This is a genomic window from Thalassobaculum sp. (assembly GCF_040219615.1).
Classification (GTDB): Bacteria; Pseudomonadota; Alphaproteobacteria; order Thalassobaculales; family Thalassobaculaceae; genus Thalassobaculum_A.
The window spans coordinates 170,189-195,107 of the sequence record NZ_JAVJSE010000010.1 but is presented as its reverse complement, the minus strand read 5'-3'; the positions used below and the strand labels follow the sequence as shown (position 1 = coordinate 195,107).

Annotated in this window: 26 protein-coding genes; 12 read left to right on the top strand and 14 right to left on the bottom strand. The window is 72.4% G+C overall.

All coding sequences use genetic code 11. The features are described from left to right. The 5 genes from RIC31_RS05620 to RIC31_RS05600 all read left to right on the top strand — a co-directional run bounded on the left by RIC31_RS05620 (position 1) and on the right by RIC31_RS05600 (position 4,224). Positions 1 to 630: a cytochrome c oxidase assembly protein gene (locus RIC31_RS05620; protein WP_350104047.1), complete on the top strand. Its 630-nt coding sequence runs from the start codon at positions 1 to 3 to the stop codon at positions 628 to 630. Positions 631 to 696: 66 nt separating this feature from the next. Continuing rightward, positions 697 to 1,482: a cytochrome c oxidase subunit 3 gene (locus RIC31_RS05615; RefSeq protein ID WP_350104045.1), complete on the top strand. Its 786-nt coding sequence runs from the start codon at positions 697 to 699 to the stop codon at positions 1,480 to 1,482. Between the two features lie 109 nt (positions 1,483 to 1,591). Next, entirely contained in the window at positions 1,592 to 1,873 is a 282-nt protein-coding gene (locus RIC31_RS05610) for a DUF983 domain-containing protein (RefSeq protein ID WP_350104042.1), read from the top strand. Between the two features lie 120 nt (positions 1,874 to 1,993). Further along, positions 1,994 to 2,716, top strand: a complete 723-nt coding sequence (locus RIC31_RS05605) for an SURF1 family protein (protein WP_350104039.1) — start codon at positions 1,994 to 1,996, stop codon at positions 2,714 to 2,716. Continuing rightward, complete coding sequence (locus RIC31_RS05600; protein WP_350104037.1) at positions 2,713 to 4,224, top strand: carboxypeptidase M32; 1,512 nt, start codon at positions 2,713 to 2,715, stop codon at positions 4,222 to 4,224. Before RIC31_RS05605 ends, RIC31_RS05600 begins: the two co-directional genes overlap by 4 nt. A gap of 129 nt (positions 4,225 to 4,353) precedes the next feature. Here the strand turns inward: RIC31_RS05600 and RIC31_RS05595 are convergent, their stop codons facing one another. The 4 genes from RIC31_RS05595 to RIC31_RS05580 form a co-directional block, all read right to left on the bottom strand. Continuing rightward, positions 4,354 to 4,848: a PAS domain-containing protein gene (locus RIC31_RS05595; RefSeq protein ID WP_350104034.1), complete on the bottom strand. Its 495-nt coding sequence runs from the start codon at positions 4,846 to 4,848 to the stop codon at positions 4,354 to 4,356. 92 nt (positions 4,849 to 4,940) lie between these two features. Continuing rightward, positions 4,941 to 6,209: a beta-ketoacyl-ACP synthase II gene (gene fabF, locus RIC31_RS05590; protein ID WP_350104030.1), complete on the bottom strand. Its 1,269-nt coding sequence runs from the start codon at positions 6,207 to 6,209 to the stop codon at positions 4,941 to 4,943. Between the two features lie 83 nt (positions 6,210 to 6,292). Continuing rightward, positions 6,293 to 6,748 (bottom strand): MarR family winged helix-turn-helix transcriptional regulator, encoded by a 456-nt coding sequence (locus tag RIC31_RS05585; protein WP_350104027.1) that lies wholly within the window; start codon positions 6,746 to 6,748, stop codon positions 6,293 to 6,295. A 48-nt stretch (positions 6,749 to 6,796) separates the two neighbouring features. Then, positions 6,797 to 8,050 carry a citrate/2-methylcitrate synthase gene (locus tag RIC31_RS05580; RefSeq protein ID WP_350104024.1) on the bottom strand — a complete coding sequence of 418 codons (1,254 nt, stop codon included), beginning with the start codon at positions 8,048 to 8,050 and terminating at the stop codon, positions 6,797 to 6,799. A 79-nt stretch (positions 8,051 to 8,129) separates the two neighbouring features. Between RIC31_RS05580 and RIC31_RS05575 the strand changes: the two genes are divergently transcribed. Continuing rightward, entirely contained in the window at positions 8,130 to 9,233 is a 1,104-nt protein-coding gene (locus RIC31_RS05575; RefSeq protein ID WP_350104021.1) for a citrate synthase, read from the top strand. Here the strand turns inward: RIC31_RS05575 and RIC31_RS05570 are convergent. The 5 genes from RIC31_RS05570 to RIC31_RS05550 form a co-directional block, all read right to left on the bottom strand. After that, positions 9,230 to 10,039, bottom strand: coding sequence for a hypothetical protein (locus RIC31_RS05570; protein ID WP_350104019.1), 810 nt, complete (start codon positions 10,037 to 10,039; stop codon positions 9,230 to 9,232). The genes RIC31_RS05575 and RIC31_RS05570 overlap by 4 nt on opposite strands. 70 nt (positions 10,040 to 10,109) lie before the next feature. Next, complete coding sequence (locus tag RIC31_RS05565; protein WP_350104016.1) at positions 10,110 to 10,859, bottom strand: class I SAM-dependent methyltransferase; 750 nt, start codon at positions 10,857 to 10,859, stop codon at positions 10,110 to 10,112. Positions 10,860 to 10,891: 32 nt separating this feature from the next. Further along, on the bottom strand, positions 10,892 to 11,158 hold the full coding sequence (locus RIC31_RS05560; RefSeq protein WP_350104013.1) for a hypothetical protein: 267 nt from the start codon (positions 11,156 to 11,158) through the stop codon (positions 10,892 to 10,894). 176 nt (positions 11,159 to 11,334) lie between these two features. Continuing rightward, on the bottom strand, positions 11,335 to 11,841 hold the full coding sequence (locus RIC31_RS05555) for a hypothetical protein (protein ID WP_350104010.1): 507 nt from the start codon (positions 11,839 to 11,841) through the stop codon (positions 11,335 to 11,337). A gap of 28 nt (positions 11,842 to 11,869) precedes the next feature. Continuing rightward, positions 11,870 to 12,790: an NAD(P)-dependent oxidoreductase gene (locus tag RIC31_RS05550; protein WP_350104008.1), complete on the bottom strand. Its 921-nt coding sequence runs from the start codon at positions 12,788 to 12,790 to the stop codon at positions 11,870 to 11,872. A 128-nt stretch (positions 12,791 to 12,918) separates the two neighbouring features. Here RIC31_RS05550 and thrC point away from each other — a divergent pair, with 128 nt between their 5' ends. From thrC to RIC31_RS05535, 3 genes are all read left to right on the top strand, one after another. Beyond that, positions 12,919 to 14,334: a threonine synthase gene (thrC, locus tag RIC31_RS05545; protein ID WP_350104004.1), complete on the top strand. Its 1,416-nt coding sequence runs from the start codon at positions 12,919 to 12,921 to the stop codon at positions 14,332 to 14,334. Positions 14,335 to 14,351: 17 nt separating this feature from the next. Continuing rightward, entirely contained in the window at positions 14,352 to 15,608 is a 1,257-nt protein-coding gene (locus RIC31_RS05540; RefSeq protein ID WP_350104691.1) for a M16 family metallopeptidase, read from the top strand. A gap of 61 nt (positions 15,609 to 15,669) precedes the next feature. Continuing rightward, entirely contained in the window at positions 15,670 to 16,125 is a 456-nt protein-coding gene (locus tag RIC31_RS05535) for a type II 3-dehydroquinate dehydratase (RefSeq protein ID WP_350104001.1), read from the top strand. Between the two features lie 141 nt (positions 16,126 to 16,266). Here the strand turns inward: RIC31_RS05535 and RIC31_RS05530 are convergent, their stop codons facing one another. Together RIC31_RS05530 and RIC31_RS05525 are read right to left on the bottom strand one after the other, a co-directional pair. Next, on the bottom strand, positions 16,267 to 17,946 hold the full coding sequence (locus RIC31_RS05530; RefSeq protein WP_350103999.1) for an FAD-dependent oxidoreductase: 1,680 nt from the start codon (positions 17,944 to 17,946) through the stop codon (positions 16,267 to 16,269). Further along, positions 17,943 to 18,995, bottom strand: coding sequence for a Gfo/Idh/MocA family protein (locus RIC31_RS05525; protein WP_350103997.1), 1,053 nt, complete (start codon positions 18,993 to 18,995; stop codon positions 17,943 to 17,945). The genes RIC31_RS05530 and RIC31_RS05525 overlap by 4 nt, the downstream gene beginning before the upstream one ends. A 273-nt stretch (positions 18,996 to 19,268) precedes the next feature. Between RIC31_RS05525 and RIC31_RS05520 the strand changes: the two genes are divergently transcribed. After that, entirely contained in the window at positions 19,269 to 20,105 is an 837-nt protein-coding gene (locus RIC31_RS05520) for a sugar phosphate isomerase/epimerase family protein (RefSeq protein ID WP_350103995.1), read from the top strand. 106 nt (positions 20,106 to 20,211) lie between these two features. Here the strand turns inward: RIC31_RS05520 and RIC31_RS05515 are convergent, their stop codons facing one another. After that, on the bottom strand, positions 20,212 to 21,015 hold the full coding sequence (locus RIC31_RS05515; RefSeq protein ID WP_350103993.1) for a class I SAM-dependent methyltransferase: 804 nt from the start codon (positions 21,013 to 21,015) through the stop codon (positions 20,212 to 20,214). Then, complete coding sequence (locus tag RIC31_RS05510; protein WP_350103990.1) at positions 21,012 to 22,073, bottom strand: AbrB family transcriptional regulator; 1,062 nt, start codon at positions 22,071 to 22,073, stop codon at positions 21,012 to 21,014. The genes RIC31_RS05515 and RIC31_RS05510 overlap by 4 nt, the downstream gene beginning before the upstream one ends. Before the next feature lie 155 nt (positions 22,074 to 22,228). Here RIC31_RS05510 and RIC31_RS05505 point away from each other — a divergent pair, with 155 nt between their 5' ends. Both RIC31_RS05505 and RIC31_RS05500 read left to right on the top strand, forming a co-directional pair. Beyond that, a complete protein-coding gene (locus tag RIC31_RS05505; protein ID WP_350103988.1) occupies positions 22,229 to 23,278 on the top strand; it encodes a TauD/TfdA family dioxygenase in 1,050 nt (349 codons plus the stop codon). Further along, positions 23,275 to 23,856 carry a nucleotidyltransferase family protein gene (locus tag RIC31_RS05500; protein ID WP_350103985.1) on the top strand — a complete coding sequence of 194 codons (582 nt, stop codon included), beginning with the start codon at positions 23,275 to 23,277 and terminating at the stop codon, positions 23,854 to 23,856. Before RIC31_RS05505 ends, RIC31_RS05500 begins: the two co-directional genes overlap by 4 nt. A 147-nt stretch (positions 23,857 to 24,003) precedes the next feature. Here the strand turns inward: RIC31_RS05500 and RIC31_RS05495 are convergent, their stop codons facing one another. Continuing rightward, a complete protein-coding gene (locus RIC31_RS05495; RefSeq protein ID WP_350103982.1) occupies positions 24,004 to 24,810 on the bottom strand; it encodes an N-acyl homoserine lactonase family protein in 807 nt (268 codons plus the stop codon). Positions 24,811 to 24,919 lie beyond the last annotated feature (109 nt).

Sequence of the window (24,919 nt, the reverse complement as noted above, 5' to 3'; positions counted from 1 at the left end):
ATGGCCGGCGGGAACGACATCGACCTCGAGACCCGGGTGCAGCGCGCCCGGAACCTGCGGACCGGGGGGATCCTGGCCGGCGTGGTGCTCGGCATGGTCGGCATGGCCTACGCGTCGGTCCCGCTCTACGAGATCTTCTGCCGGGTCACCGGCTACGGCGGCACGACCCAGGTGGCGACGGCGGGCGCCGACCGGGTGCTCGACCGCAGCATGACCGTGCGGTTCGACAGCAACGTGAACCCGGAACTGCCCTGGACCTTCAAGCCGGTCCAGCGCTCGATGACCCTGAAGGTCGGCGAGACCAGGCTGGCGTTCTACGAGGCCACCAACACCGGGTCGGAGACCCTGGTCGGGACCGCGACGTTCAACGTGACGCCGGACAAGTCCGGGCTGTACTTCGACAAGATCGACTGCTTCTGCTTCACCGAGCAGGTGCTGCGCCCGGGCGAGACCGTCGACATGCCGGTCTCGTTCTACCTGGATCCGGCGCTGGCCGACGATCGCAAGATGGACGGCGTGACCACGATAACGCTGTCCTACACTTTCTTCCGCGCCCAGGATCAGAGCAAGGCGCGGCAACTCGCCGAGGCGCCGGTCGACGAGAAGGCGGCCGGCGGCGCGAAACGATGACGAAGCACCACGCGGGGGTGCCCCGGTCGACGATCGACCCGGGCCGCACGTGAGACGAGGGGACTGATGGCACACGAACAGAAGCATCCCTACCACCTGGTCGAGCCGAGCCCTTGGCCGTTCGTCGGCGCCGGCTCCGGCTTCCTGTTGGCGGCGGGTGCCGCGCTCTTCATGCACGGCAAGCCGTTCGGCGCCCCGATGATGATCGTCGGGCTGCTGCTCGTGCTGATGACCATGTTCTTCTGGTGGCGGGACGTGGTGCGCGAGGCGCACTACCAGGGCCACCACACCCCGGTCGTCCAGATCGGCGTGCGCTACGGCATGATGCTGTTCATCGCCTCCGAGGTGATGTTCTTCCTGGCGTTCTTCTGGGCGTTCTTCGACTTCGCCCTGTATCCGCGGACCGGCGTCTGGCCGCCCGAGGGCGTCGTACCGTTCGACGCCTTCGACCTGCCGCTGTTGAACACGCTGATCCTGCTGCTGTCCGGCACCACGGTGACCTGGGCGCATGCGGCGCTGCTCGAGAACGACCGCAAGAACCTGCTGCTCGGCCTCGGCATCACCATCGTGCTCGGCATCAGCTTCACCACCCTGCAGGCGATCGAGTACAGCCATGCCGCGTTCGGCTTCACCGACGGCATCTACTCGTCGACCTTCTACATGGCGACCGGCTTCCACGGCTTCCACGTGCTGGTCGGCACCCTGTTCCTGATCGTCTGCTGGATCCGGGCCTATCTCGGGCACTTCACGCCGGAGCAGCATTTCGGCTTCGAGGCGGCCGCCTGGTACTGGCACTTCGTCGACGTGGTCTGGCTGTTCCTGTTCGTCTGTGTCTACTGGTGGGGCGCCTGACCTCGACCGTGATCGACGGGGCGGGCCGATGAGCGACGCCTACGGCCCGCCCCCGTCGCCGATTGCCGCCGGCCTCGCCTGCAGATGTCCCCGTTGCGGGCGCGGCCGGTTGTTCGACGGATACCTCACGGTCCGCGGATCCTGCGCGGTCTGCGGGCAGAACCTCACCGAACACGACAGCGGCGACGGACCGGCGGTGTTCGTGATCTTCATCCTCGGCGCGGTGGTGGTCCCGCTGGCGCTCTGGGTCGAGGCGGCCTTCGAGCCGCCGCTGTGGGTTCACGCGGTGCTCTGGGGTTTTGCCGTCATGGGCGGGACGCTGGCGTTGCTGCGCCCGCTCAAGGGGGTGATGGTCGCCCTGCACTACCGGCATCGCAGCCCGGGGGACTGACCCGGCCGCCCGGCGCCGAACCCGCGCCGCGACCCCGCGCCGCTTGCACCGCGCCACCCGCCGCCCGATCTATGCGGCGCACCCCGGCGACCCGCCGCCGCTCACCGAGCCGAGAAGCCGATGCCGTTCCGCCCCCGCCTTTGGCCGACCCTGTTCACCGTCCCCGCCGTGCTCGCGATGCTCGGGCTGGGGAGCTGGCAACTCGACCGGCTGGCCTGGAAGAGCGCCCTGGTCGACAGCTTCGAGAGCCGCGTCTCCGCCCCGGCGGTCCCGCCGCCGGCCGCGCTCGACGATCCCCAGTCCTGGCAGTTCCGCCGTGTGCAGGCGACCGGGCGGTTCCTGAACGACAAGGAACTCCAGATGACCGGCCGGCCGTTCGAGGGCAATGCCGGGTTCCATGTGCTGACCCCGTTCGTGGTCGCCGACGGCCCTACCGTGCTGGTCAACCGGGGCTGGGTGCCGATGGACCGTCGCCGCCCGGAGGCCCGGCCCGAGACGCTGCCGGCCGGGCCCGTCAGGATCGACGGCATCGTCCGGATCGCCGGGCAGAAGGGCTACTTCGTGCCCGACAACGAGCCGCGGAACGACGTCTGGTTCACGGTGGAGCCGGCGCAGATGGCCGCCCATCTCGGCATCGGCCCGGTCGCCGGCTACTACATCGACGCGCTGCGCCCGACCGAGCGTCCGACCGAGCTGCCGATCGGCGCCGTGCCGACGATCCATGTGCGTAACGAGCACCTGCAGTACGCGATCACCTGGTTCCTGCTGGCCGCCACCCTGATCGCGGTCTACGTGGTCTGGCACCGGCAGGCCGACCGCAAGGAGCCGGAGGACCGGGCATGACCGACGCAGCGTCGCCGTCGACCCCGGCCGCCGATGCCCTGGAGGCCCGGTTCCGCCGGGTGTCCGCCATCGAGGGCGCCTTGGGCGTGCTGTCCTGGGACCGGCTGGTGATGATGCCGGCGGGCGGCGGCGACGCCCGGGCCGAGCAGTCGGCGACGCTCGGCGTGCTCGCCCACGAACTGCTGACCGCGCCGGAAGTCGCCGACCGGCTGGCGGCGGCGGCCGAAGAGCCGCTGTCGGGCTGGCGGGCCGCGAACCTCGCCGAGATGCGCCGGCGCCATGCCCATGCCACGGCCCTGCCGTCGTCGCTGGTCGAGGCGATGTCGCGGGCCAGCGCCAAATCCGAGGCGGCCTGGCGGGCGGCCCGCGCCGAGTCGAACTTCGCCGGGGTGCGCGGACCGCTCGGCGAGGTTCTGCGGCTGACCCGCGAGGCGGCGGCCGCGAAGGCGTCGGCCCTCGGCATGGAGCCTTACGCGGCGCTGCTGGACCAGTACGAGCCTGGCGGGTCGGTGCCCCGCATCGAGGCGCTGTTCGCCGAGCTCGAGGCCGCCCTGCCGCCGGTCCTGGAGGCGGTGCTGGAGCGCCAGGCCCGCGACGGCGACCCGGTCCTGCCGGCCGGCCCGTTCCCGGTCGCCGCCCAGCGCTCCCTGGCCCGCGACATCATGACGACCCTCGGCTTCGACTTCGCCCATGGCCGGCTCGACGAGACCCTGCACCCGTTCTGCGGCGGCGTCCCCGACGACGTCCGCGTCACCACCCGGTTCGCCGAGTCCGGCTTCGTGTCCGGGGTCATGGGGGTGATCCACGAGACCGGCCACGCGTTGTACGAGCGCGGCCTGCCGTCGGCGTGGCGCGGCCTGCCGGTCGGCGAGGCGCGCGGCATGGTGCTGCACGAGAGCCAGTCGCTGCTGATGGAGATGCAGGCCTGCCGGTTGCCGGCGTTCCTCGGGCATCTGTCGGCGATGGCCCGGACGGCGTTCGGCGGCGACGGTGCGGCCTGGGAGCCGGACAACCTCCGGCGCATCTACACCCGGGTCGAGCGCGGGCTGATCCGGGTCGAGGCCGACGAGGTGACCTATCCGCTGCACGTGATCCTGCGGACCCGCCTGGAGCGGGCGCTGCTGGCCGGCGACCTGCCGGTCGGCGACCTGCCCGGGGCCTGGGGCGAGGGCATGCGGGCGCTGCTGGGCGTGACCCCGCCCGACGACGCCCGCGGCTGCCTGCAGGACATCCACTGGTACGACGGCGCGGTCGGCTATTTCCCCACCTACACCCTGGGCGCGCTGGCCGCGGCGCAGCTGTTCGCCGCCGCGGTGGCGGCCGACCCGGGCATTCCGGCGGCGATCGGGCGGGGCGACTTCACCCGGTTGCTCGCCTGGCTGCGACCGAACGTCCACGAGCGCGCCAGCTCGGCCACCACCGACGGGATCCTGCAGGCGGCGACCGGCGCGCCGCTGGGGGCCGGGCCGTTCCTGGCTCACCTGAGGCGGCGGTACCTGGACGGCTGAGGCGCCGGCGGTTGCTCAGAGCTTGAGAATGTATTCCGGCATGGCCTGCGTCGCGTCAGGAAGTCCGGCCTCCTGGCGGACGGACGCGGAAAGCCGGCGCAGGCCGTGCCGGAATACATTCTCAAGCTCTCAGCTGCCGTCGAAGGAAAGGCCGAGCATCAGCATGTTGACGTCGGTGCCGTCGTCCGAAAGCGGCAGGTGGACCGACTTGAAGTGCTGGAAATCCTTGCCGACGAACTCCAGGTCGCCGTCGTGGAACACCGGTTGCCGCCGCTCGACCGCCTTCGTGTAGGCGCGGACGTAGCCGTCGAGGATCTCGCCCTCGTAAAGGTCGTCGAACCATCGGCCGGTGGCGTCGCGGCCGAGCTGCTCGGCGATCCCGGTCCCGACCAGCCGCCAGCGGAACCGGCGCGGCGCCGGCGTGACGTCCACGAGGCTGACATGGCCGAGCCAGGGCCGCAGTTCCTCGACCGGGAAGTCCGCGCGCGCCGGCAGCCGCCTGTCGCCCCGCTTTTCCAGCCAGAAGTCATGCAGCCCCGTGAGGCTCGGCACTTCCGGGAAGCCGCCGGGCGCCTCCTGCAGATAGAGCCGGAAAGGCCAGCCGGAGGTTGCGAAGTTGGGCATGCGCTCGGAATCCCGTCGCGACCAGCACATGGATGTTGGGTCAAAACTACGTCAAAAGCGCCGGACTGTCTCGCGGGCATGCCCGGCTGCCGTCACGCCGCCCAGCGCCGGAACACGAGCGTCGCGTTCACACCGCCGAATCCGAAGCCATTGGACATGGCGTAGTCGACCCGCGCGCACCGGCCCGGCGGGCCGATCAGGTCGAGCCCGGCGGCCGCCTCGTCCGGTTCGTCCAGGTTCAGCGTCGGAGGCAGCACGCCGGTCCGCAGCGCCTGGATCGAGAACACCGCCTCCAGGCCGCCGGCGGCACCCAGCAGGTGGCCGGTCGCCGACTTGGTCGACGAGATCGCCACCCCGGCGCCGGCGCCGAACACCGTGCGGATCGCCGCCAGCTCGCCGGCGTCGCCGACCGGGGTCGAGGTGGCATGGGCGTTCAGGTAGCCGATCGCCGCGGGCTGCAGCCCGGCCTGGTCGAGCGCCTGGCGCATGGCCCGGGCGGCGCCGTCGCCGTCCTCCGGGCCGGAGGTCACGTGATGGGCGTCCGCCGTGGTGCCGTAGCCGGACAGTTCGGCCAGCGGGGTGGCGCCGCGCAGCAGCGCGTGCTCCAGCGCCTCGATCACCACCACCCCGGCGCCTTCGCCCATGACGAAGCCGTCGCGCCGCCGGTCGAACGGGCGGGAGGCGGCGGACGGCCGGTCGTTGAACCCGGTGGACAGCGCCCGGGCGGCGGCGAAGCCGCCGAGGCTGACCGTGTCGATGCAGGCCTCGGCGCCGCCGCACACCGCCACGTCGACCTCGCCGGCGCGGATCATCCGGGCGCCGTCGCCGATCGCCTGGGCGCCGGCGGCGCAGGCCGTCACCGGCGCGCCCAGCGGGCCCTTGAATCCGTGGGCGATCGATACCTGGCCGGCCGCCAGGTTCGCCAGGAAGGACGGCACGACGAACGGCGACAGCCGCCGGGTGCCGCGTTCGGCGACCGTGCGGGCGGCGTCCATCATGGCCGGAAAACCACCGACGCCGGAGGCGATCACGGTGGCGGTGCGGGTCCGTGCCCGCTCGTCCGCCGGGTGCCAGCCGGCCTGTTCGACCGCTTCCTGCGCGGCGACCATGGCGAACTGGATGAACCGGTCCATCTTCTTCAGGTCCTTCGGCGCCACCGCCACCGTCGGATCGAAGCCGGCCGGGTCGTCGGCCCGGTCCGGGACCATGCCGGCGACCCGCGCCGGCAGGTCGGCCGCGACCGCGTCGGGCAGCCGCACCAGTCCCGAATGCCCGAGGACCAGGCGGTTCCACACCGCGTCGACCCCGGTGCCGAGCGGTGCCACCGCGCCCAGTCCCGTCACCACCACGCGTCGCGTCATGCCCGGCTCCTCCTGCATCCATGGATCCGGATTTAAATATGTATATGCACAGTTGATTGCAAGCGGCGTGTCCCGCGGTGGCGTCAGTCGTCGGCCGGACCGGCCTCGCGGGCCGCCGCGCGCAGCGCCTCCATGGCGTCGCGGACCCGGTCCAGGCCGCCCGGGCCGAGGGCCGCGAGCAGACGGCCATGGGCTTCCTCCCACAGCGGCCCGGCGGCCGACACCAGCGCCCGGCCGGCGTCGGTCAGCGCGAACCGTTTGGCCCGGCTGCCGGCCGGCCGGGTCGACAGGATCAGGCCGTCGCGTTCCAGCAGCTTGAGATTGCGCACCAGCGTGGAGCGGTCGAGCACCAGGTCGCGGGCCAGTTCGGCCATGCCGATGTCGGGGTGCAGCGCCAGCGCGCCGAGCAGGTGGAACTGGGTGGTCGGCACGCCAAGCGTGCGCATCGTGGCGCCGTAGACCCGGGCGACCGCACGCGCGGTCATGGCGGCCTGGCGGGCCAGGCACTCCTTCTCCATGCGGGTGAGACAGTCGCTCATCCGGCGGCTATAGCGCCCGGGCCGGCCGCCGGCAATGCGCTCGGCGGGTCATGCCCGGGCCCGGTTGGCGTGGGCCGGCCGCGGGTCCGGGCCGACATAGCGGGCGCGCGGCCGGATCAGCTGGCCGGAGGCGGCCTGCTCGGCGGCATGCGCCAGCCAGCCGACGCTGCGGCCGATCGCGAACACGCCGATCGCGCGGTCGGCGTCGAGGCCCCAGGTGGCGGCCAGGGTGGCCAGCCCGAAATCAACGTTGGGCGCCAGGCCGGTCGCCTCGCGGCCGGCCTCGGCTACCGCGGCAACCACCTCCAGCAGCGGCTGCGGCCCGGTGGCGGCGCGGACCGCCGCCAGCACCGCCCGCGCCCGCGGGTCGCCGTCCGGGTACAGCGGGTGGCCGAAGCCGGGCAGGCTCTCGCCGCGGCGCAGCCGGTCGGTCACCGTCGCCCGGCCGTCGCCGGTCCGGATCGCCTCGGCCAGCATCGCCAGGGTCTGCGGGGTCATGCCGCCGTGCCGCGGCCCCTCCAGGGTGGCCAGGCCGGCGATCACCGCGGCATAGGGGGTGGTGCGGGTCGAGGCCGCGACCCGCACCGCGAAGGCCGAGGCGTTCAGCTCGTGGTCGGCGCACAGCACCAGCGCGGTGCGGATCGCCTCGGCCGCTGCCGGCACGCCCCAGGCATGGGCGAGCACCCGGTGCGCCGGTCCCGCGGGCGCCGGTCCGTCGGGCGCCGGTCCGTCCGGGCTCGTTTCGCCGGCCCAGACCGCCACCAGGTGGCGGACGATGCGGGCGCCGGTGCGGGCCAGTGCCGGCGCGGTCCGGGCGTAGGCGGCGACGTCGGCGCGGCCGGCGAGCGCCAGCCGGGCGATCGCCCCGGCGATGCCGGGACCGGCCCCGATGTCGCCCCCGACGTCGGCCGCGGTGTCGTCCTCGGCGAACGGGTCGGCGTCGTCGACCTGCCACAGCAGCCCGGCCACGGTCTCCAGCGACGCGCTCTCGGCGAGCGCGAGTGCGTCCCGGCCTCGGTAGTACAGCCGGCCGCCGTCGATCAGGGTGATCGCGCTGTCGAGCAGCGGCGTTCCGAAGTCGAGGGCCCGGTCCGGCGATCCGGCGCTGCCGTCGCCGGCGCTGCGCAGCCGCCGGATGTCGGCGGCCGCGTACAGCCGCTTGCGCGATCCCGGCTGGCCGCGCGACTCGACCAGCCCGCGGCTGACATAGGCGTACAGGGTGGCCCGGCTGACGTTCAGCTCGGCGGCGGCCTCGGCGGCGGTGATCCAGGCCCTGGCCGGTGACGGGGCAAGTGTCGGCATGGATTGTCGTAATCAACATTGATTAAGGTTGATCAGCCTCGCATGTCCAGGACCATGCCACAAGCGAGGAGAGACCCCGATGAGCGTGACGATGGACGATGCCGTGGCGGCCGAGACGGTGCTGAGCCGGGTCGACGGCGAGGGCGGGCGGCTGGTGGTGCGCGGCCTCGACCTGGAGGACCTGGTCGCCGGGCACGGCTTCGAGGCGACCGCGGCGCTGCTGTGGGGGGCCGTCGATCCCGGCCTCGGCGATCCCGCTGCGGTGGCGACGCGGCTCGGTGCGGCCCGGGCTCGGGCGTTCGGGCGGGTGCCGGCGATCCTGGCGGCGACCGACGGGCTGGCGCCGATCGACGTGCTGCGGGCCGGGGTGGCGGCGCTGTCCGCGGACGGCGACCGCGCGGCGGTGCTGCTGGCGACCGCGGCGATGCCTGTGCTGCTGGCGGCGACCGCCCGTCGCGGCCGCGGCCTGGCGCCGGTCGCCCCGGACCCGGCGCTCGGCCAGGTGGCCGACCTGCTGCGGATGCTCGACGGCGCGCCGGCCGATCCGGCGCGGGTGCGGGCGCTCGAGGTCTATCTGGTGACGGTCGCCGACCACGGCATGAACGCCTCAACCTTCGCCGCCCGGGTGATCGCCGCGACCGCGTCGGATCCGCTGTCGGCGGTCGCCGGCGCGATCGGCGCCTTGAAGGGCCCGCTGCACGGCGGCGCCCCGGGGCCGGTGCTGGACATGCTCGACGCGGTCGGCGACCCGGCCGACGCCGACGCCTGGATCGCGGCCGCTCTGGCGCGCGGCGAGCGGCTGATGGGCTTCGGCCACCGGATCTACCGGGCTCGCGACCCGCGCGCCGACGTGCTGAAGGCGGCGCTGGCCGACCTGGGCCCCCGCGACCCGGCTCGCGCGGCGCTGGCCGAGGCGGTCGAGCGGGCCGCCCGCACGGCCCTGGCGGCGCGGTATCCCGGTCGCCGGCTGGATACCAACGTCGAGTTCTACACCGCCCTGCTGCTGGAGGCGGTCGGCATCGACCGGACGCTGTTCACCCCGGCCTTCGCAGTCGGCCGCGTGCTCGGCTGGACCGCCCATGTGCTGGAGCAGCGCGCCACCGGCCGGCTGATCCGCCCGAAGTCCCACTATGTCGGCCCGCTGCCGGAAGGCGACGACTACCGGGCGGCGGCGAACGGCTAGGATCGGATCCGCGCGGTCCAGTTGCCGATCCAGTGCTCCCGCTCGGCATCGCTCAGGATGTGCCGGGCGTAGGGGCGGTCGTAGATCGCGCGGATATCGGCATCCGACAGGCGCAGATTCCGCACGAAGGACTCGTAGTAGGGCTTGTCCTTGTTCGACGCCCCCTTGTTGCGCTCCTCGACGGCCGCGGCCGAGAAATGGATCTCCTGCGGGACCGCCGCCCCGTCCGCGGCGTCGCAGAGGGCCGTGCGGAGCTTCTCGTCGATCCGGTCGGTGCGCAGCACCACCAGGCGGTCGCAATGGGTGCCGACCACGTTGCCCGGCGTCGCCCTGTCGCGGGCGAACACCGCATAGCCTTCGGACTGCGGGAACGGCGTGGCGAGGACGTCGATCCCCATGCCCTCGTGGAACTCGGTGGCGAAATAGCTCTCCAGCCGGCCGTTCCGGTAGTTCGTGTAGTTCACGTCGTGGAACGACCGGCGGAACCATTCGAAATCCGGTTCGGCCGGGTCCACCTCGTCGAACCAGGGAACTCCCTGCGACAGGCGAATGCTGAAGAACGACCACAGCGACTGCGACACCAGCATGGCCAGCGGCTCGCGCACCAGGGTGACGCAGACGATCAGCCTGCCGTCGTCGACGAACCGGCGCAGTGTGTCGAGGCGGGTGGGCTTCCGGATCGCCTCCCGATACGAATGCATGCTGGTCGTGGGAATGCCCGCGACCTGAAGGGCATGCTGGACATAGCTGGTCCCGGTGCAGGGGACGGTGCACAGAACCACCGCGATTCCACGACCATCCGGCATCAGCTGTCTCCTTCGGCCAGGTGCCGTCGACGCAGTCTGCCCGACCCCGGCACGGCGGGCGGGGCCACAGCTAGGCGAACTGGCCCAACCAGATCCGGGTCACGTATGGGATTGCGATCCGGGGGCTGCCGATACCGCGGAGATAGCGCGAGATTTCCCCGACGATGTCCGGGAAATGCCGACCCGACTGGCGAGCCAGGGTGGCGTGGGACTGCCAGGCCTCGATCGTGTCCTCGATCGCCTGCTGGTGGACGACCTCGAATTCCTTGAAGTCGACGTCGCGGAACATGCCGGACTCGCGCAGGAACGGGCCGTGATCCTCGCGCCGCAGCCCGTAGCTGTAGCCGGGCACGAACCGCTTGATGATCGATTCGATCCGTTCCTGGATCGGGTCGTCGAGGACCCGATGGTTCCACATGCAGCAGAACCAGCCGTCTGGCAGGGAGATGCGCCGGGCTTCCTGCAGCGCCCTGGGGCGATCGACGACGTTGAAGGACGAGCCGAAGCTGACGACCCGGTAGCGGGCATCGTCCAGTCCCGTGGCTTCCGCCGTGCCCTCGATCCAGCGCATGTTGCCGAGGGTCCGGGTGCGTTCGATCCCGAGCGCCCGCATCCGGTCGTTCGGCTCGACCGCCGTCACGTTCAGCCCGGCTCCCGCCAGGTCGATCCCGAGATGGCCGACCCCCGCACCGACGTCCGCGACCTCCTCGCCCGGCCGGGCGCCGGTCGCCGCGACGGTCCAGGCGATGCCGTCGGGCGCATATCCGGGGCGCTTCAGGTAAGCCTCGGCAAGGTCTGAATAGTCCCACTCGGTCTTCATGAACCTGCCCCGCCGCATTCGGACGAATTGAATCACATTGTATCCGGATGCACCAGGACCGCGGACGCCGCCGGGGGCGGCTGGTACAGGTCCCAGGCGACCTCGCTCGCGGCGTATATCGGCGCGTCCCAGGCGAAGGCCGTCGCCGCGAATCCGAGCGACGGCAGCAGCGCACCGGTCGGGGCGTACGACAGGGCGATCTTCCGCGCGCCGGTCAGCGGCTGGTAGCCGACCGTCTCGACGGCGAGGGTGTCGGGGGAGGTCGCCGACGAGCCGGGAGCCGGCGTGGTCCAGGCCATCTCTTACGGGTGATACAGCAGGGGCGTCGTCGCCGCATTGGCCACCAGGAAGATTCCGCTGGTCCCGGCGGCGGCGTCCTGGACAGCGGTCGCATCGGTCGCGCTCAGCATGATCGCTGCGGCGAGCGCAGCGCCGCACAGTGACGCGCCTCGAGCCGCGCGGCCGGGCTCGCCGCTCACGGTTCGGCTCGCGGCCGGAAGGCGTCCCAGGCGAGCTCGTTGCCGGCGTAGATCGCCGAGTCGATGGCGAAGGCGGCGGCGGCGAAGCCGGCCGACGGCAGCAGCGCGCCGGTGAAGGCATAGGACAGCGCGACATTGCGGGCCGATGTCACGATCTGGTAGCCGACCGTCTTGAGGGCCAGGGTTTGCGGCGTCGTGGCCGACGGCGGCGGGCCGAGGACGTCCCAGGCCAGCTCGTAGGGGTAGTAAAGCACCGCGGCGCTGGCCGTGTTGGCGGCCAGGAAGATCGCGCCGGTGCCGGGGCCGGTGCCGGAGATCACGGCGAACAGCGCGGCATCGGCCAGGTTGGCGGCAGTCTGGAAGGTCAGGGTCTTGTAGGCTGCCCGCTCCCAGGTCGACAGCGGCGGCGCCTCGGCCGCGGGCGCCTCGGCGGCGGCCGGCGCGGCGGCGAGGCCGATTCCGGCGGCGAGACAGGCGGCGGCCAGACGGACTTCTCGACGCATCCCAGGGATCTCCGTTCCGTTCCCCCGCCTATTCCTCCGCGCCTTCCGCCGGCAGCCCGGATTCCAGTGCCCCGGCGACGATCTCCGCCACCTCGTCGGCTGTCAGGCCGACGCTGCGGTCCTCCGGCAGCTCCTGGCCGAGCGCGGTCGCGGTCACCAGCCGGTAGATGTCGGCGGCGCCCAGGAACAGCTTGGGGTCGAGCCCGACGTCGGCGACGGTGCGGGCGATCTCCTCCATCTCGCCGACCCAGCGATAGGCCTTCGGTGCCATGTCCGGCAACGCCCGCTCGAAGCGGTCGCTCAGCATCCGCTGGCTGGCCGCCATCTCGGCCGCCAGCTCGCGGTCGATGCCGTAGGCCTTGGCGGCCGACAGCGACACCGTGGCCAGCGCCGTCAGCCCCTTGGTGACCGCCGCGTAGCACATCTTCAGCGCCGAGGCGGCGCCGACCCCGCCGGGCACCGCGCGCACGTCGAGGCCGTGCCGGCGCAGGCCGAGCGCGAACTGCACCGCGTCGGCGGCGCCCGAGACGTAGATCCGCGGGCCCAGGCTGTGGCCGGGCCGCGGCGGCGGCCCGACGATGCCGCCGTCGAGGAACGGACCGCCGACCGAGTCGACGATCTCGGCCGCCTCGACCGCGGTCGCCGGCGCCACCGCGTTCAGGTCGATGTAGAGCGGCTTCTCGTCGATCGCGGCGAGCGCCGAGGCGAGGCGCGTCGCCATGTCGACCGCCTGGTCGGGCGGCAGCACCGAGAGGATGATGTCGGCGCTCTCGATCGCCTCGACGTCGCCGCCGGTGTCGACGATGCCGGCCGACTGCGCCAGCCGCTGGGTGCGCGGCGAGCGGTCCGCCAGGTTGGTGGTCACGCGCAGGCCGCTGTCGACCAGCACCCGGCCGATCGCGTGCCCCATGTCGCCCGGCGCGAAGATCGCCACGGTCCGCATTGCCATGAAGTCGACCCTGATTCCCGGTTGCTGGGCTGCGCCGATCCGGCGCGGCGCCGCGGATTGCACTACGGTTGCACCCGGATGGCGCCATCGATAGGTTACCGCGTCATCACGCAGGGATACACAGTTCCGTGCAGTACATCAGCACACGCGGCCGCGCCCCGGCGCTGCCCTTCGACGAGGTCCTGCTGTCGGGCCTCGCGCGCGACGGCGGCCTGTACGTTCCGGCGGTCTGGCCGATGTTCTCGCGCGACGACATCCGGGCGATGAAGGGGCTGCCCTACGCCGAGGTGGCGCTGCGGGTCATGCAGCCCTTCGTCGGCGAGACCGTGCCGGCCGACGCGCTGCGCCGCATCGTCGAGGACAGCTACGCCGGCTTCGATCACAGCTGCGTCGCGCCGCTGAAGCAGCTGGCGCCGAATCTCTGGCTGATGGAGCTGTTCCACGGGCCGACCCTGGCGTTCAAGGACTACGCCATGCAGGTGCTCGGGCGGCTGTTCGACCATGTGCTGGCGGCCCGCGGCGAGCGGGTGACGATCGTCGGCGCCACCTCCGGCGACACCGGGGCGGCCGCCATCGAGGCCTGCCGCGACCGCGGCAACGTCGACTGCTTCATCCTGTACCCGCGCGGCCGGGTGTCGCCGATGCAGCAGCGCCAGATGACCACGGTCGACGCCCCGAACGTGCATGCGATCGCGGTCGAGGGCACCTTCGACGACTGCCAGGACCTGGTGAAGGCGGCGTTCAACGACACCGCGTTCCGCGACGCCTACGGCCTGTCGGCGGTCAACTCGATCAACTGGGCGCGGATCATGCCCCAGATCGCCTACTATTTCTGGGCGGCGGTGAACCTGGGCGCGCCGGAGCGGCCGGTGTCGTTCTCGGTGCCGACCGGCAACTTCGGCAACGTCTACGCCGGCTACGCCGCGCTGCAGATGGGCCTGCCGATCGAGCGGCTGGTGGTCGGCAGCAACGCCAACGACATCCTCACCCGGTTCTTCGACAGCGGGACCATGGAGATGCGCGGCGTGGTGCCGACGCTCAGCCCGTCGATGGACATCCAGGTATCGAGCAACTTCGAGCGCCTGCTGTTCGACCTGTTCGACCGCAACGGCGCCGAGGTCGAGGCGACCCTGACGGCGTTCCGCCGGGACGGCCGGTTCGCGGTCGGCGACAACCAGCTGGGCCGGGCCGGCGCCCTGTTCCTGGCCGGGCGCAGCGACGACGACCAGGCGGTCGAGACCATCCGGACGGTGCGCGCGCGGACCGGCGAGCTGCTGGACCCGCACACCGCGGTCGGGATCCGGGCGGTCGAGCAGACCGCGGCGTCGCGCGATCCGGCGGTGCCGGTGGTGGCGCTCGCCACCGCCCATCCGGCCAAGTTCGCCGCGGCCATCGAGCGCGCGGTCGGCACGCCGGCGGCGCTGCCCGAGCGCATGGCCGACCTGATGGAGCGGCCGGAGCGCACCCCGGTGATCCCGAACGACCTGGTCGCCCTGAAGGCCTATGTCCAGGAGCGCGTCGTCGCGCGTGGAGCTGCCGCTTGAGCAAGAAGATCCCCGAGATGGGCATCCGCGTCACCCGCCTGGACAGCGGCCTGACCGTCGTCACCGACGCCATGCCGACGGTCGAGTCGGCCTCGGTCGGCCTGTGGGTCGGGGTCGGCACCCGCCACGAGAACGCCGCCGAGAACGGCCTGGCGCACCTGATCGAGCACATGGTGTTCAAGGGCACCCGGCGGCGCGACGCGGCGGCGATCGCCCGCGAGATCGAGGACGTCGGCGGCCACATGAACGCCTACACCTCGCGCGAGCAGACCGCCTACTACGCCAAGGTGCTGGCCGACGACCTGCCGGTCGCGGTCGACCTGATCGCCGACATCCTGCAGGACTCGGTGTTCGATCCCGCCGAGCTGGACCGCGAGCGCTCGGTGATCGTCCAGGAGATCGGCCAGGTCGCCGACACCCCCGACGACATCATCTTCGACCACTTCCAGGAGGCGGCCTACCCCAACCAGGGGCTCGGCCGGCCGGTGCTGGGGCGCAGCGAGATCGTGCAGTCGATGCAGCGCGACGCCCTGGTCGGCTATCTCGACACCAACTACGGCCCCGGCGTGTCGATCCTGTCGGCCGCCGGCAAGGTCGACCACGAAGCGATCGTGGCGCTCGCCGCCGAGCGCTTCGACCACCTGCCGGGCCGGGCGGTCGCGACCACCGACAGGGCGAACTATGTCGGCGGCGAGGTCCGGGTCGACCGCGACCTCGAGCAGCTGCACGTGATCCTCGGCTTCAAGGGCGTGTCGTTCGACGATCCCGACTTCCACGCCATGCAGGTGTTCTCGACCCTGTACGGCGGCGGCATGTCCTCGCGGCTGTTCCAGGAGGTCCGCGAGAAGCGCGGCCTGGCCTATTCGGTCTACTCCTTCACCTCGTCCTACCTGGACGACGGCATGGTCGGGGTCTACGCCGGCACCGGGCCGGACGAGATCGACGAGGTCATGCCGGTGGTGGTCGAGCAGCTGCATGCCGTGGCCGACAGGCTGGAGGCGGGGGAGCTCGCGCGCGCCCGCACCCAGCTCAAGGCCTCGCTGCTGATGAGCCGCGAGAGCACCGGGACGCGTTGCGAGCAGCTGGCCAACCACATGCTGGTCTACGGCAAGCCGCCGTCGGTGCCGGACATCGTCGCCAAGGTCGAGGCGGTCGACGAGGCCGCGATCCGCCGGGTCGTGAAGCGCCTGCTGGCGGCCCCGCCGACCCTGGCCGCCATCGGCCCGACCGGCGCGCTCGAGAGCTACGACAAGGTCAAGGCGCGGCTGGGCTGACGCTGGCTTTCCGTCCACAATCCACCGTCCTCAATCGACCCGTATCCCAGGTGGAAACCCCATGACCAAGCCCGTCTACGTCCTGAACGGCCCGAACCTGAACCTGCTCGGCATCCGCGAGCCGCACATCTACGGCAGCACCACGCTGGCCGACATCGAGGCGATGACCCGCCGGAAGGCCGACGAGATCGGCATGCCGATCGAGTTCCGGCAGTCGAACAGCGAGGGCACCCTGGTCGACTGGATCCACGAGGCCATCAAGGGCGGTGCCGGCGTCGTCATCAACCCGGCCGGCTACAGCTTCCACTCGGTGCCGATCCTGGACGCGCTGAAGGTGTTCCGCTGGCCGATCGTCGAGCTGCACATCTCGAACATCCACAAGCGCGAGGCGATCTACCACCGCTCCTACATCTCCTACGCCGCGACCGCGGTGATCGCCGGGCTGGGCGCGCGCGGCTACCCGGTGGCGCTGGAGTGCATCGCCGGGATGCTCCAGGACGGCGAGCCGGGGCGCTGAGGCGGCGCCCGTCGCTTCCTGGATTCCCGCTCGGCCGCGCCGGGCGGCGCGTCCGTCGGGAATGTCGGTGGAAACATGGTCGTCATTCCGGAGCGGGCCGCCGCAGGCGGAACGCATCCGGAACCCACCGACCGACCGGCGTCATCCGACGTTGCTGCGCGCCGCGTGCCGGGCCGCGATCCAGCCGAAGGTCATGGCCGGGCCGATGGTGATGCCGGGGCCCGGATAGATCCCGGCCATCATGGAATCCATGTCGTTTCCGCAGGCATACAGCCCCGGCACCGGGTTGCCCGTCCCGTCCAGCACCCGGGCGTCGGCGTCGGTCACAAGCCCGACACTGGCGCCGATGTCGCCGGGCCAGACCCGGATCGCGTAGAACGGCGGCGTCGCGATCGGCCCCAGGCAAGGGTTCGGCCCGTGCGCCGGGTCGCCGAGGTTGCGCTGGTAGGCGTCGCCGCCCTTGCCGAACGCCGGGTCGACCCCGTCGGCGGCATGGCGGTTGTTGCGCGCCACGCTGTCGGCCAGGACCGCCGGGTCGATGCCGAGGGCCGCGGCCAGCCCGGCGATGCTGTCGGCCCGGGTCACGTAGCCGTCGCGCACCGCGCCGGCCAGGTTCAGGCCGCGCGGCCGCACCATGCCGAGGCCGTATTTCAGCACGAACGGGTGGTCGCACAGGAAGAAGCACGGGATGCAGGGCCGCTCGCGGTCGGCGGCGTGCATGGCCTGGCCGAACAGGTGGTAGGTGGTGGCCTCGTTCAGGAACCGCCGGCCGTTCCGGTCGATCGCGATCAGCCCCGGCTTGCCGCGGTCGAGCACGAAATGCGGGAACACCGCGGTGCTGCCGTCGGGGCGCGGCCGGATCGACATCGGCGCCCAGAAGCTGGTGGCGGCATGGCCCTCGCCGAGCCGGCCGCCGGCGGCCATGCCCAGGGTCACCCCGTCGCCGGTCACGCTCTCGACCAGCGGCGAGTGCTCGGCGACCGGTTCCGGCAGCAGCCGGCGGCGCAGCTCGGGATGCCGCGAGAACCCGCCGGTCGCCAGCACCACGCCGCGCCGGGCCAGCAGCCGGCTGCCGTCGCCCAGGGCCACGCCGTCGATCCGGCCGTCGCGCTCGCACAGCCCGGCGACGGCGGCGCCGGTGCGGATCTCGACCGCCCGCCCCAGCAGGGCGTGCAGCAGCCGGCCGGCCAGCGCGTTGCCCATCACCAGCCGGGTGCCGCGCGGGAAGCGCAGGCGGTCCGTCGCGTGGCGGGCGACCAGCCACAGCGCGTGGCGCAGCGATCCGAGCGACCGGGTCGCGTTCAGCAGATGCCCGATGTCGGTGCGGTCGACCATCATGCCGCCGAACAGCGTGAACTCCGGCAGCGGCCGGCGCAGCAGGGCGAAGTCCCGGCCCAGCAGCCGGCCGTCGAACGGCAGCGCCTCCAGCACCCGGCCGCGCAGCGTGGCGCCGTCGGCGGTCGCCAGGTAGTCGGGATGGTACGGATAGGCCCGGAACCGCAGCCCTGCCTGGTCCTCCAGGAACGCCAGCATCTCCGGGCCGCGCGCCAGGAAGGCCTCGGCCATCTCCGGCCTGAGACGGTCGCCGACGGTCGCCTGCAGGTATGTCCGGGCCCGCTCGACATTGTCGTCGGGGGCGCCGTGGCGGCTGTTCGGGACCCAGACCGATCCGGCCGAGATCGCGGTGGTACCGCCGACCACGGCGGCCTTCTCCAGCAGCACGACCTCCAGCCCGAGGGCCGCGGCGGTCAGGGCGGCGGTCATGCCGGCGGCCCCGGCGCCGAGCACGACCAGGTCGACTTCGCGGTCCGGTGCGGTCATGCCGGCGGTGGGGCCGGTGCCGCGGCCCGCCCGGTGGCGATCGCGTCCGTGATCGCCAGGGTGGCGGCCAGGGTGGCGAGGCCGTCGCGGCCGTCGATGCGCGGCGTCGCGGTGCCGGCGATCACATCGAGGAAGTGCTCGAGCTGGCGCGGCAGCGCCTCATGGCCGGCCCAGGCGCGCGTCTCCGGGTGGATCGGGTCGGCCCAGGAGGCCGGCTCGGCCGTGGCGCCCTTCCAGACCGTCAGGTTCGGGAAGTCCAGGGCCGCCGCGGTGCCGAGGAAGCGGTAGCAGTTCTCGAACGAGGCGGCGATGTTCGGGTTGTCGCCGGACCCGGCCTCCCAGCCCCAGGGCGAGGGTGCGGCATCGGTCAACGCGATGCTGGCGAGCGCGCCGCTGACGAACCGGACGGCCACCACGGCGGTGTCCTCGACCTCGAAACCGCGCGCCGCCGACGAGCCGTAGGCCTGGACCTCGGCGATCTCGCCGCAGAAGTGCCGCAGGCAGTCGACGTCGTGGATCATGTTGATCAGGATCGGCCCGCCGCCGGCCGTGCGCCGCCAGGTCGCGTCGAAGTACTCGTCCGGCTTGCGCACCGCCCACAGCGCGTTGACCGCGACGATGCGGCCGAGTTCGCCGCCCGCCAGGATCTCGCGCGTGGCCTCGACCCGCGGGTTGTAGCGCCGGTGGTGGCCGACCAGCAGCGGCACGCCCGCCGCCTCCGACGCCCGCACCAGTTCGGCCCCGGCCTCCAGGGTGTCGCACAGCGGCTTTTCGATCACCGCCGGGATGCCGCGCGCGATGCAGGCCAGCCCGGCCGCCAGGTGCAGCTGGTTCGGGGCGGCGACATACACCCCGTCCGGCCGCTCGCGGTCGAGCATGTCGTTGTAGTCGGCATAGTGCCGGGTGCCGAGGCGTCCGGCCTCGCGCGGGCCGATCGGCGAAGGGTCGGCGACGGCGGCGAGCTCGGCGTCCGGCGAGGCGGCGATCAGCTCGGCATGCCGGATGCCGATCAGGCCGACGCCGACGACGGCGAGGCGGGGCTTGGGCATGGCGATGAAGTCCCGGTGGTTGGCATGGCAATTGTTTGCACGCGCGCGAGTGCCGTTCAATGATCGGCGGGAAGCCTGCCGGTCGCCTGTCGATCCGTGGGTTCCGGATCCGTCCCGCCTCCGGCGGCCCGGTCCGGAATGACGACGAGAGGAGAGCTAAGGCCGTTCCTCCGTTCGTCGTCATTCCGGACCGACGCGCCACCTCGGCGCGGCGGAGCCGGAACCCACGAAGCGACGGCCATCGGGGGGAGCGACAGGACCAGGAGACCCGCCGTGCCCGCAGACCGCCCGATCTCGATCAACCAGGTCACCACCCGCGAGCGCTGGACCCTGGAGCAGGCGGTCGACGGCTATGCCCGCCACGGCGTCGCCGGCATCGGCACTTGGAGCGAGGGGGTGCGCGAGATGGGCGTCGCCCGGGCCGCGCGGCGGATCCGCGACGCCGGGCTGGCGGTCACCGGGCATCTTGTGGGCGGGCTGCTGACCGAGTCCGAGCCGGCCGCCCGCCGGGCCAGAATCGACGACAACCTCCGGGTCATCGAGGAAGCGGCAGAGATCGGCGCGCGCTGCATCGTCACCATCGCCGGCGGGCTGCCGGCCGGCGAACGCGACCTGGAAGGGGCCCGGGCGCGGGCGCTCGACGGCCTGGCCGAGATCCTGCCGGCGGCGCGCGCCGCCGGGGTGACGCTGGGGCTGGAGCCGCTGCACCCGATGATCTGCGCCGCCCGCTCGGTGCTGCCGACCCTGGAGATGGCCAACGACTGGTACGAGGCGCTGGCGGCCGGTGGCGACGGCCGCGGGCTCGGTATCGTGGTCGACGTCTACGCAGTGTGGTGGGACCCCGCCCTGGCGCGCGAGATCGACCGGGCGCGCGGCCGGATCTGCGCCTTCCACGTCTCAGACTGGCTGGCCGAGACCGTCGACCTCCGGCTCGACCGCGGCATGATGGGCGACGGCGTGATCGACATCCCGGGCATCCGGGTCATGGTCGAGGCGGCCGGCTTCGACGGCATGCCCGAGGTCGAGATCTTCTCGGCCCGCGACTGGTGGCGGCGCGACCCCGACGAGGTGGTGCGGATCGTGCGCGAGCGCTGCCGGACCGCGGTGTAGCCCTTCGTGGCCGGCCTGCGGCCGGCACCTCAGGATGTGGAGCATTCAGCGTCGAACGGCTCGCGCCATCATCCTGAGGCGCTGCGCGGAGCGCGGCCACGAAGGGTCAGATCCGCTCGACCTTGCGCAGGATGAAGTACAGGTTGGAGGCCAGCAGCCTGACCGGCCAGACCCGCTCGAGCGGCCGGTTCAGCCGCGCCAGCACGCCGGGCAGCGCGCCGAGCGCCCCGCCGATCTTCACGGTCTTGGCCAGGGTCGGGAACACCTGGTGGTAGCCGCTCGCCTCGACCAGGAAGCCGCGCTTGAGGAAGTCCTCGCGGGTGGCGCGGCGCCGGTACAGGCGGTTGTGCTGGGCACCGGGCTTGAGCAGCGCGGCCAGGTTCTCGCTCAGCGACCAGGCGTTCGGCAGGAAGGTGACCGCGAGGATCCCGCCCGGCTTAAGGATGCGCCAGACCTCCTTGACGCTCTCGTACTCGTTGGCGACGTGCTCCATCACGCCGCTGGACAGCACGAAGTCGAAGGTTGCGTCGGGATAGGGCAGCTCCCAGACATGGTCGAGCCGGGTGTACTGCAGCCCGGCGTAGTCGAAGAAGGTCGAGAAGTCGTCGTCGTCCAGGTCGCAGCCATGCACGGTGGCCCCGGCACCGAGCCAGCGCCGGATCAGGCAGGAATCGAAGCCGTGCCGGCAGCCCCAGTCGAGGGTCACCGCGCGGTCCGGCAGGTAGGGCGCGAACAGCTCGAAGGCCCGGATCACCCGGTCGAGGGCGGCGCGGTTCGTCACCACCGATTCGAGATAGGCGCGGAATCCCGGATCGCGGACCCGCGCGATGGCCTGCGGGAACAGCGTCCGCCCGAGCCCGGCGAGCTCCGCACGGGTGGGTCTCTGCACGGCGTCGGTCGGCGGGTTCAACTGGGCTGCTCCTGTCGGCGGAAGATCTTGCGGAACACCATCTCCGAGAACCCGATCACCAGGAAGATGCGAACCACGTGGAAGGCCGAAACCACCGGCACCCCGAGATGCAGGACCTTGGCGGTGATGCTCATCTCGGCCATGCCGCCGGGCGAGACCGCCAGCGCCATGGTCGGCACAGGCAGGCCGACCGCGAGGCCGATGACCGCCCCGGTCGCCACGTTCAGCCCGACCAGCACGACCGTCGACAGCACCGCCGGCGCCAGGAACTTGCGCAGCGCCAGCAGCCGATCGCGCCGGTAGCGCAGGCCGAGGGTGGACCCGATAAGGACCTGCGACAGGTTGAGCAGGCCGCCCGGCATCGACGACAGGTCGCTCTGGCTGGCCGTCACCAGCACGGCGACCGCCATCGGGCCGAGCAGCCAGGCGTTCGGGATCCTCCGCCAGGCCAGCAGCCCGGCGGCGGCCAGCGCCAAGGTCACCAGCGCGGCGAATCCCATCGGGTCGAAGCCCAGCGTGCTCGGCTGGAACGGGTCGATCCCGGTCATCCCCAGCACCGTGATGACCGGCGGGATGGTGGTGACCACGCACAGGATGCGCAGCGACTGGGCCAGCGACACCGGGGCGGTGTGGCCGCCGTGGCGCTCGGCCAGGATCGACATCTCGGCGACGCCCCCGGGCACGCTGGAGAAGAACGCGGTGGCGTCGTCGACACGGGCGGTGCGGCGCAGCGAATAGGCTGCGACCACCCCGTACAGGATGGACAGCAGGGCGGCGACCACCATGACCGGGGCATAGCCGGCGACGATCTCCGCGACCACCGGCGTGAAGGTCAGCCCGATCGCGGTGCCGAGCAGCAGCTGGCCGAGCTGACGCCCGCCGGGCGGCACCGCCAGCTGGTAGCCGCCGAGCAGCCCGGCGGCGGCGACCGCCCCCAGCGAGCCGAGCAGCCAGGCCAGCGGCACGTGCAGCAGGTCGAGCACCAGCCCGCCGGCGGCGCCGATCGCCAGCGTGGTTCCCCAGAGCACGACCTCCGGCAGGCGGATGCGGCTCGGCATCAGGCGGCCCGAGTCGCCGCGCCGGCCGTCGAACCGGCGCCCGACGCCTCGCCCGGTATCGCTGCCTGCCGCATGATGGTCTCCCCCGTCGGTTCGTTGCGGCCATAATAGGCGGGCCGCACGACGGGAACGAGACCTCCGGAGGAACCGCACCCATGCCCGCCCCGAACCCGGCCGAAACGCCCGCGCAGCCTCCGGTCCCGGTGACCGACCGGTCGGCCTGGCTGGCCGCCGACCTGGCCGCCGACCCGGACTGGATCCACCGGCTCGACGGCGACGAGATCCAGGAACTCGACCGCGCCGTCGAGGCGGTGCTCGAACGCGGCCTCGGTCCCGGCCGGTTCGGCCGCGACGACTTCCCGCTCACCCATCTCGCCGACCGCATCGCCGGCTGGGCGCGCGACATCGATCACGGCCGCGGCTGCGTGCTGGTCAAGGGCCTCGACCCGGCGCGCTACGACGACGACGCGCTGGCGGCGCTGTACTGGGGCATCGCCTGCCATCTCGGCGAGCCGGTCCCGCAGAACGCCGCCGGCGACCTGATCGGTCATGTCCGCGACACCGGGCGCGACTACCACGCCAAGAACGTGCGCGGCTACACCACCCGGGCCGAGATGCGGGCGCATTGCGACGCCGCCGACGTGGTCGGCCTGCTGTGCCGGCACCCGGCCAGGCAGGGCGGCGAGAGCCACATCGCCAGCGGCATCGCGATCTACAACCACCTGGCGGCCGAGCGGCCGGAGCTGATCCCGCCGCTGCTCGAGGGCTTCCATTTCGACCTGCGCGGCGAGGGCGTGACCGACGACCCGGACGAGACCACCTTCCACCGGGTGCCGGTGTTCTCGTGGTTCGGCGGCCGGCTGTCCTGCCGCTACAACGGCAAGACCATCGAGGACGGCATGCGCAAGCGCGGCCTGCCGCTCGACGGGCTGGCGCTGGAGGCGGTGCGCGAGGTCGGCCGGCTGGCCATCGCGCCGCCGTTCCGCTTCGACATGACCTTCGAGAAGGGCGACATCCAGCTGCTGTCCAACCATTCGATCCTGCACGCCCGCGCCGCCTTCGAGGACTGGCCGGAGCCGGAGCGCCGGCGAACCCTGTGGCGGCTGTGGCTCAACCTGCGCGACGGCCGCCCCCTGGCCCCGGCCTTCGCCGACCGGCTGAACACCGGCCCGCGCGGCGGCGTGTTCGTGCGGGGGGCCGCGTGAGGGCGCGGGAGGCCGCGGCCGCCGATGTCCTGATCGCCGACGCGCTCGCCAACCCGGTGAACGGCGCCATCCTGGCGCGGCTGCCGGGGCTCGGGGTCGAGCAGCCCTGGCTGGTGGCCGGCTGCGTCTACGGCCCGGCCTGGAACCGGCTGGCCGGCCGACCGCCGGCCGAGAACATCAAGGACTACGACGTCTTCTACTGGGACGAGGACACCAGCTGGGAGGCCGAGGACGCGGTGATCCGCCGGGCGGCGGCGCTGTTCGAAGATCTCGGCGTCGAGGTCGAGCTGAAGAACCAGAAGCGGGTGCCGATCTGGTATCCCGAGAAGTACGGCGTCGCCTATCCGCCGGTGGCGAGCGCCGCCGGGACCATCGGCCTGTTCCAGATCGCCTGCACCTGCGTCGGCCTGGGGCCGCGACCGGGCGGCGGCGTCGAGGTCTGCGCCCCGTACGGCCTGGACGAGCTGTATGCCGGCGTCCTGCGCCCGAACCCGCTGTGCCCGAGCCCGCCCGAGCGTGTCCGCGCCAAGGCCGAGAGCTACCGGGCAAGGTGGCCGTGGCTGCGCTTCGTGGAATAGGCCGGGGCGCCCGTCGCTCCGTGGGTCCCGGAGCCGGCTGCTCGCGCAGCCCCTCCGGGATGACGAACGAAAGACACCCACCCTCGTCATCCCGGAGGGAGCGCGGCAGCGCTCGGCTCCGGGACCCACGATGCGACGGCGACCGCGCTACCCCTTGTTCGGGGCCACGTCGAGCCGCACCACCGCGCCCTCCAGCTCGGGCGACGGCGCCGGGTAGTATTTCATCACCAGCGGGTCGTGGCCGGGGATCACGTGGTCGTTGCTGTCCGCCAGCATCTCAAGCGTGTTGAAGCCGTTCATCATCTCGCCAAGGTTGAAGCAGATGATGAACGGGTTGCGCTCGCTGAGGTTGCGGTAGAAATGCGCGCAGTCCGAGGCCAGCACCACCCAGCCGCGCCTGGTCCAGACCCGCACGCACATCAGCCCGGCGGAATGCCCGCCGACCTTGTGGATGCTGAGGCCCGGCGCCAGCTCGGCGTCGCCGTCGTGGAACGCCACCCGGCCGCCGTAGACGTTGCGCACCATGTCGGTGACGTGCTCGACGTCGAACGGCCGGCGGATCGCCTCGAAGCACATGCAGCGGCCGGTGGCATAGCTCATCTCGCCGTCCTGCAGGTGGAAGGTCGCCTTCGGGAAATGCTCCTGGCCGCCGGCATGGTCGTAGTGCAGGTGGGTGATGATGACGTCCTCGACCTCGGCCGCGTCGATGCCCATCAGCGCCAGGCCCTCGGCCGGGCTGCGGATCAGCGGGGTGCCGCGCTCGGCCGACTCGCGCGGCCCGAAGCCGGTGTCGACCACGAAGGTCCGGCTGGCGTTGCGCACCACCCAGACGAAGTAGTCGAGCGGCATCGGCCCATCGTGCAGGTCGTTGAAGATCAGGTTCTGCGACGCCATGCGGGTGGCGTTGTGGGCGTATTTGACGGCGAAGACCTCGTATTCCTCGCGCTCGGCCATGGTCGTGCTCCTCCCGGCGGTTTTGCCGGCAAGGCTAGACGCCCCCCGGAACCGAGGCAACGCGTTGGCCCTTCGTGGCCCGTCGCTCCGCGACGGGCACCTCAGGATG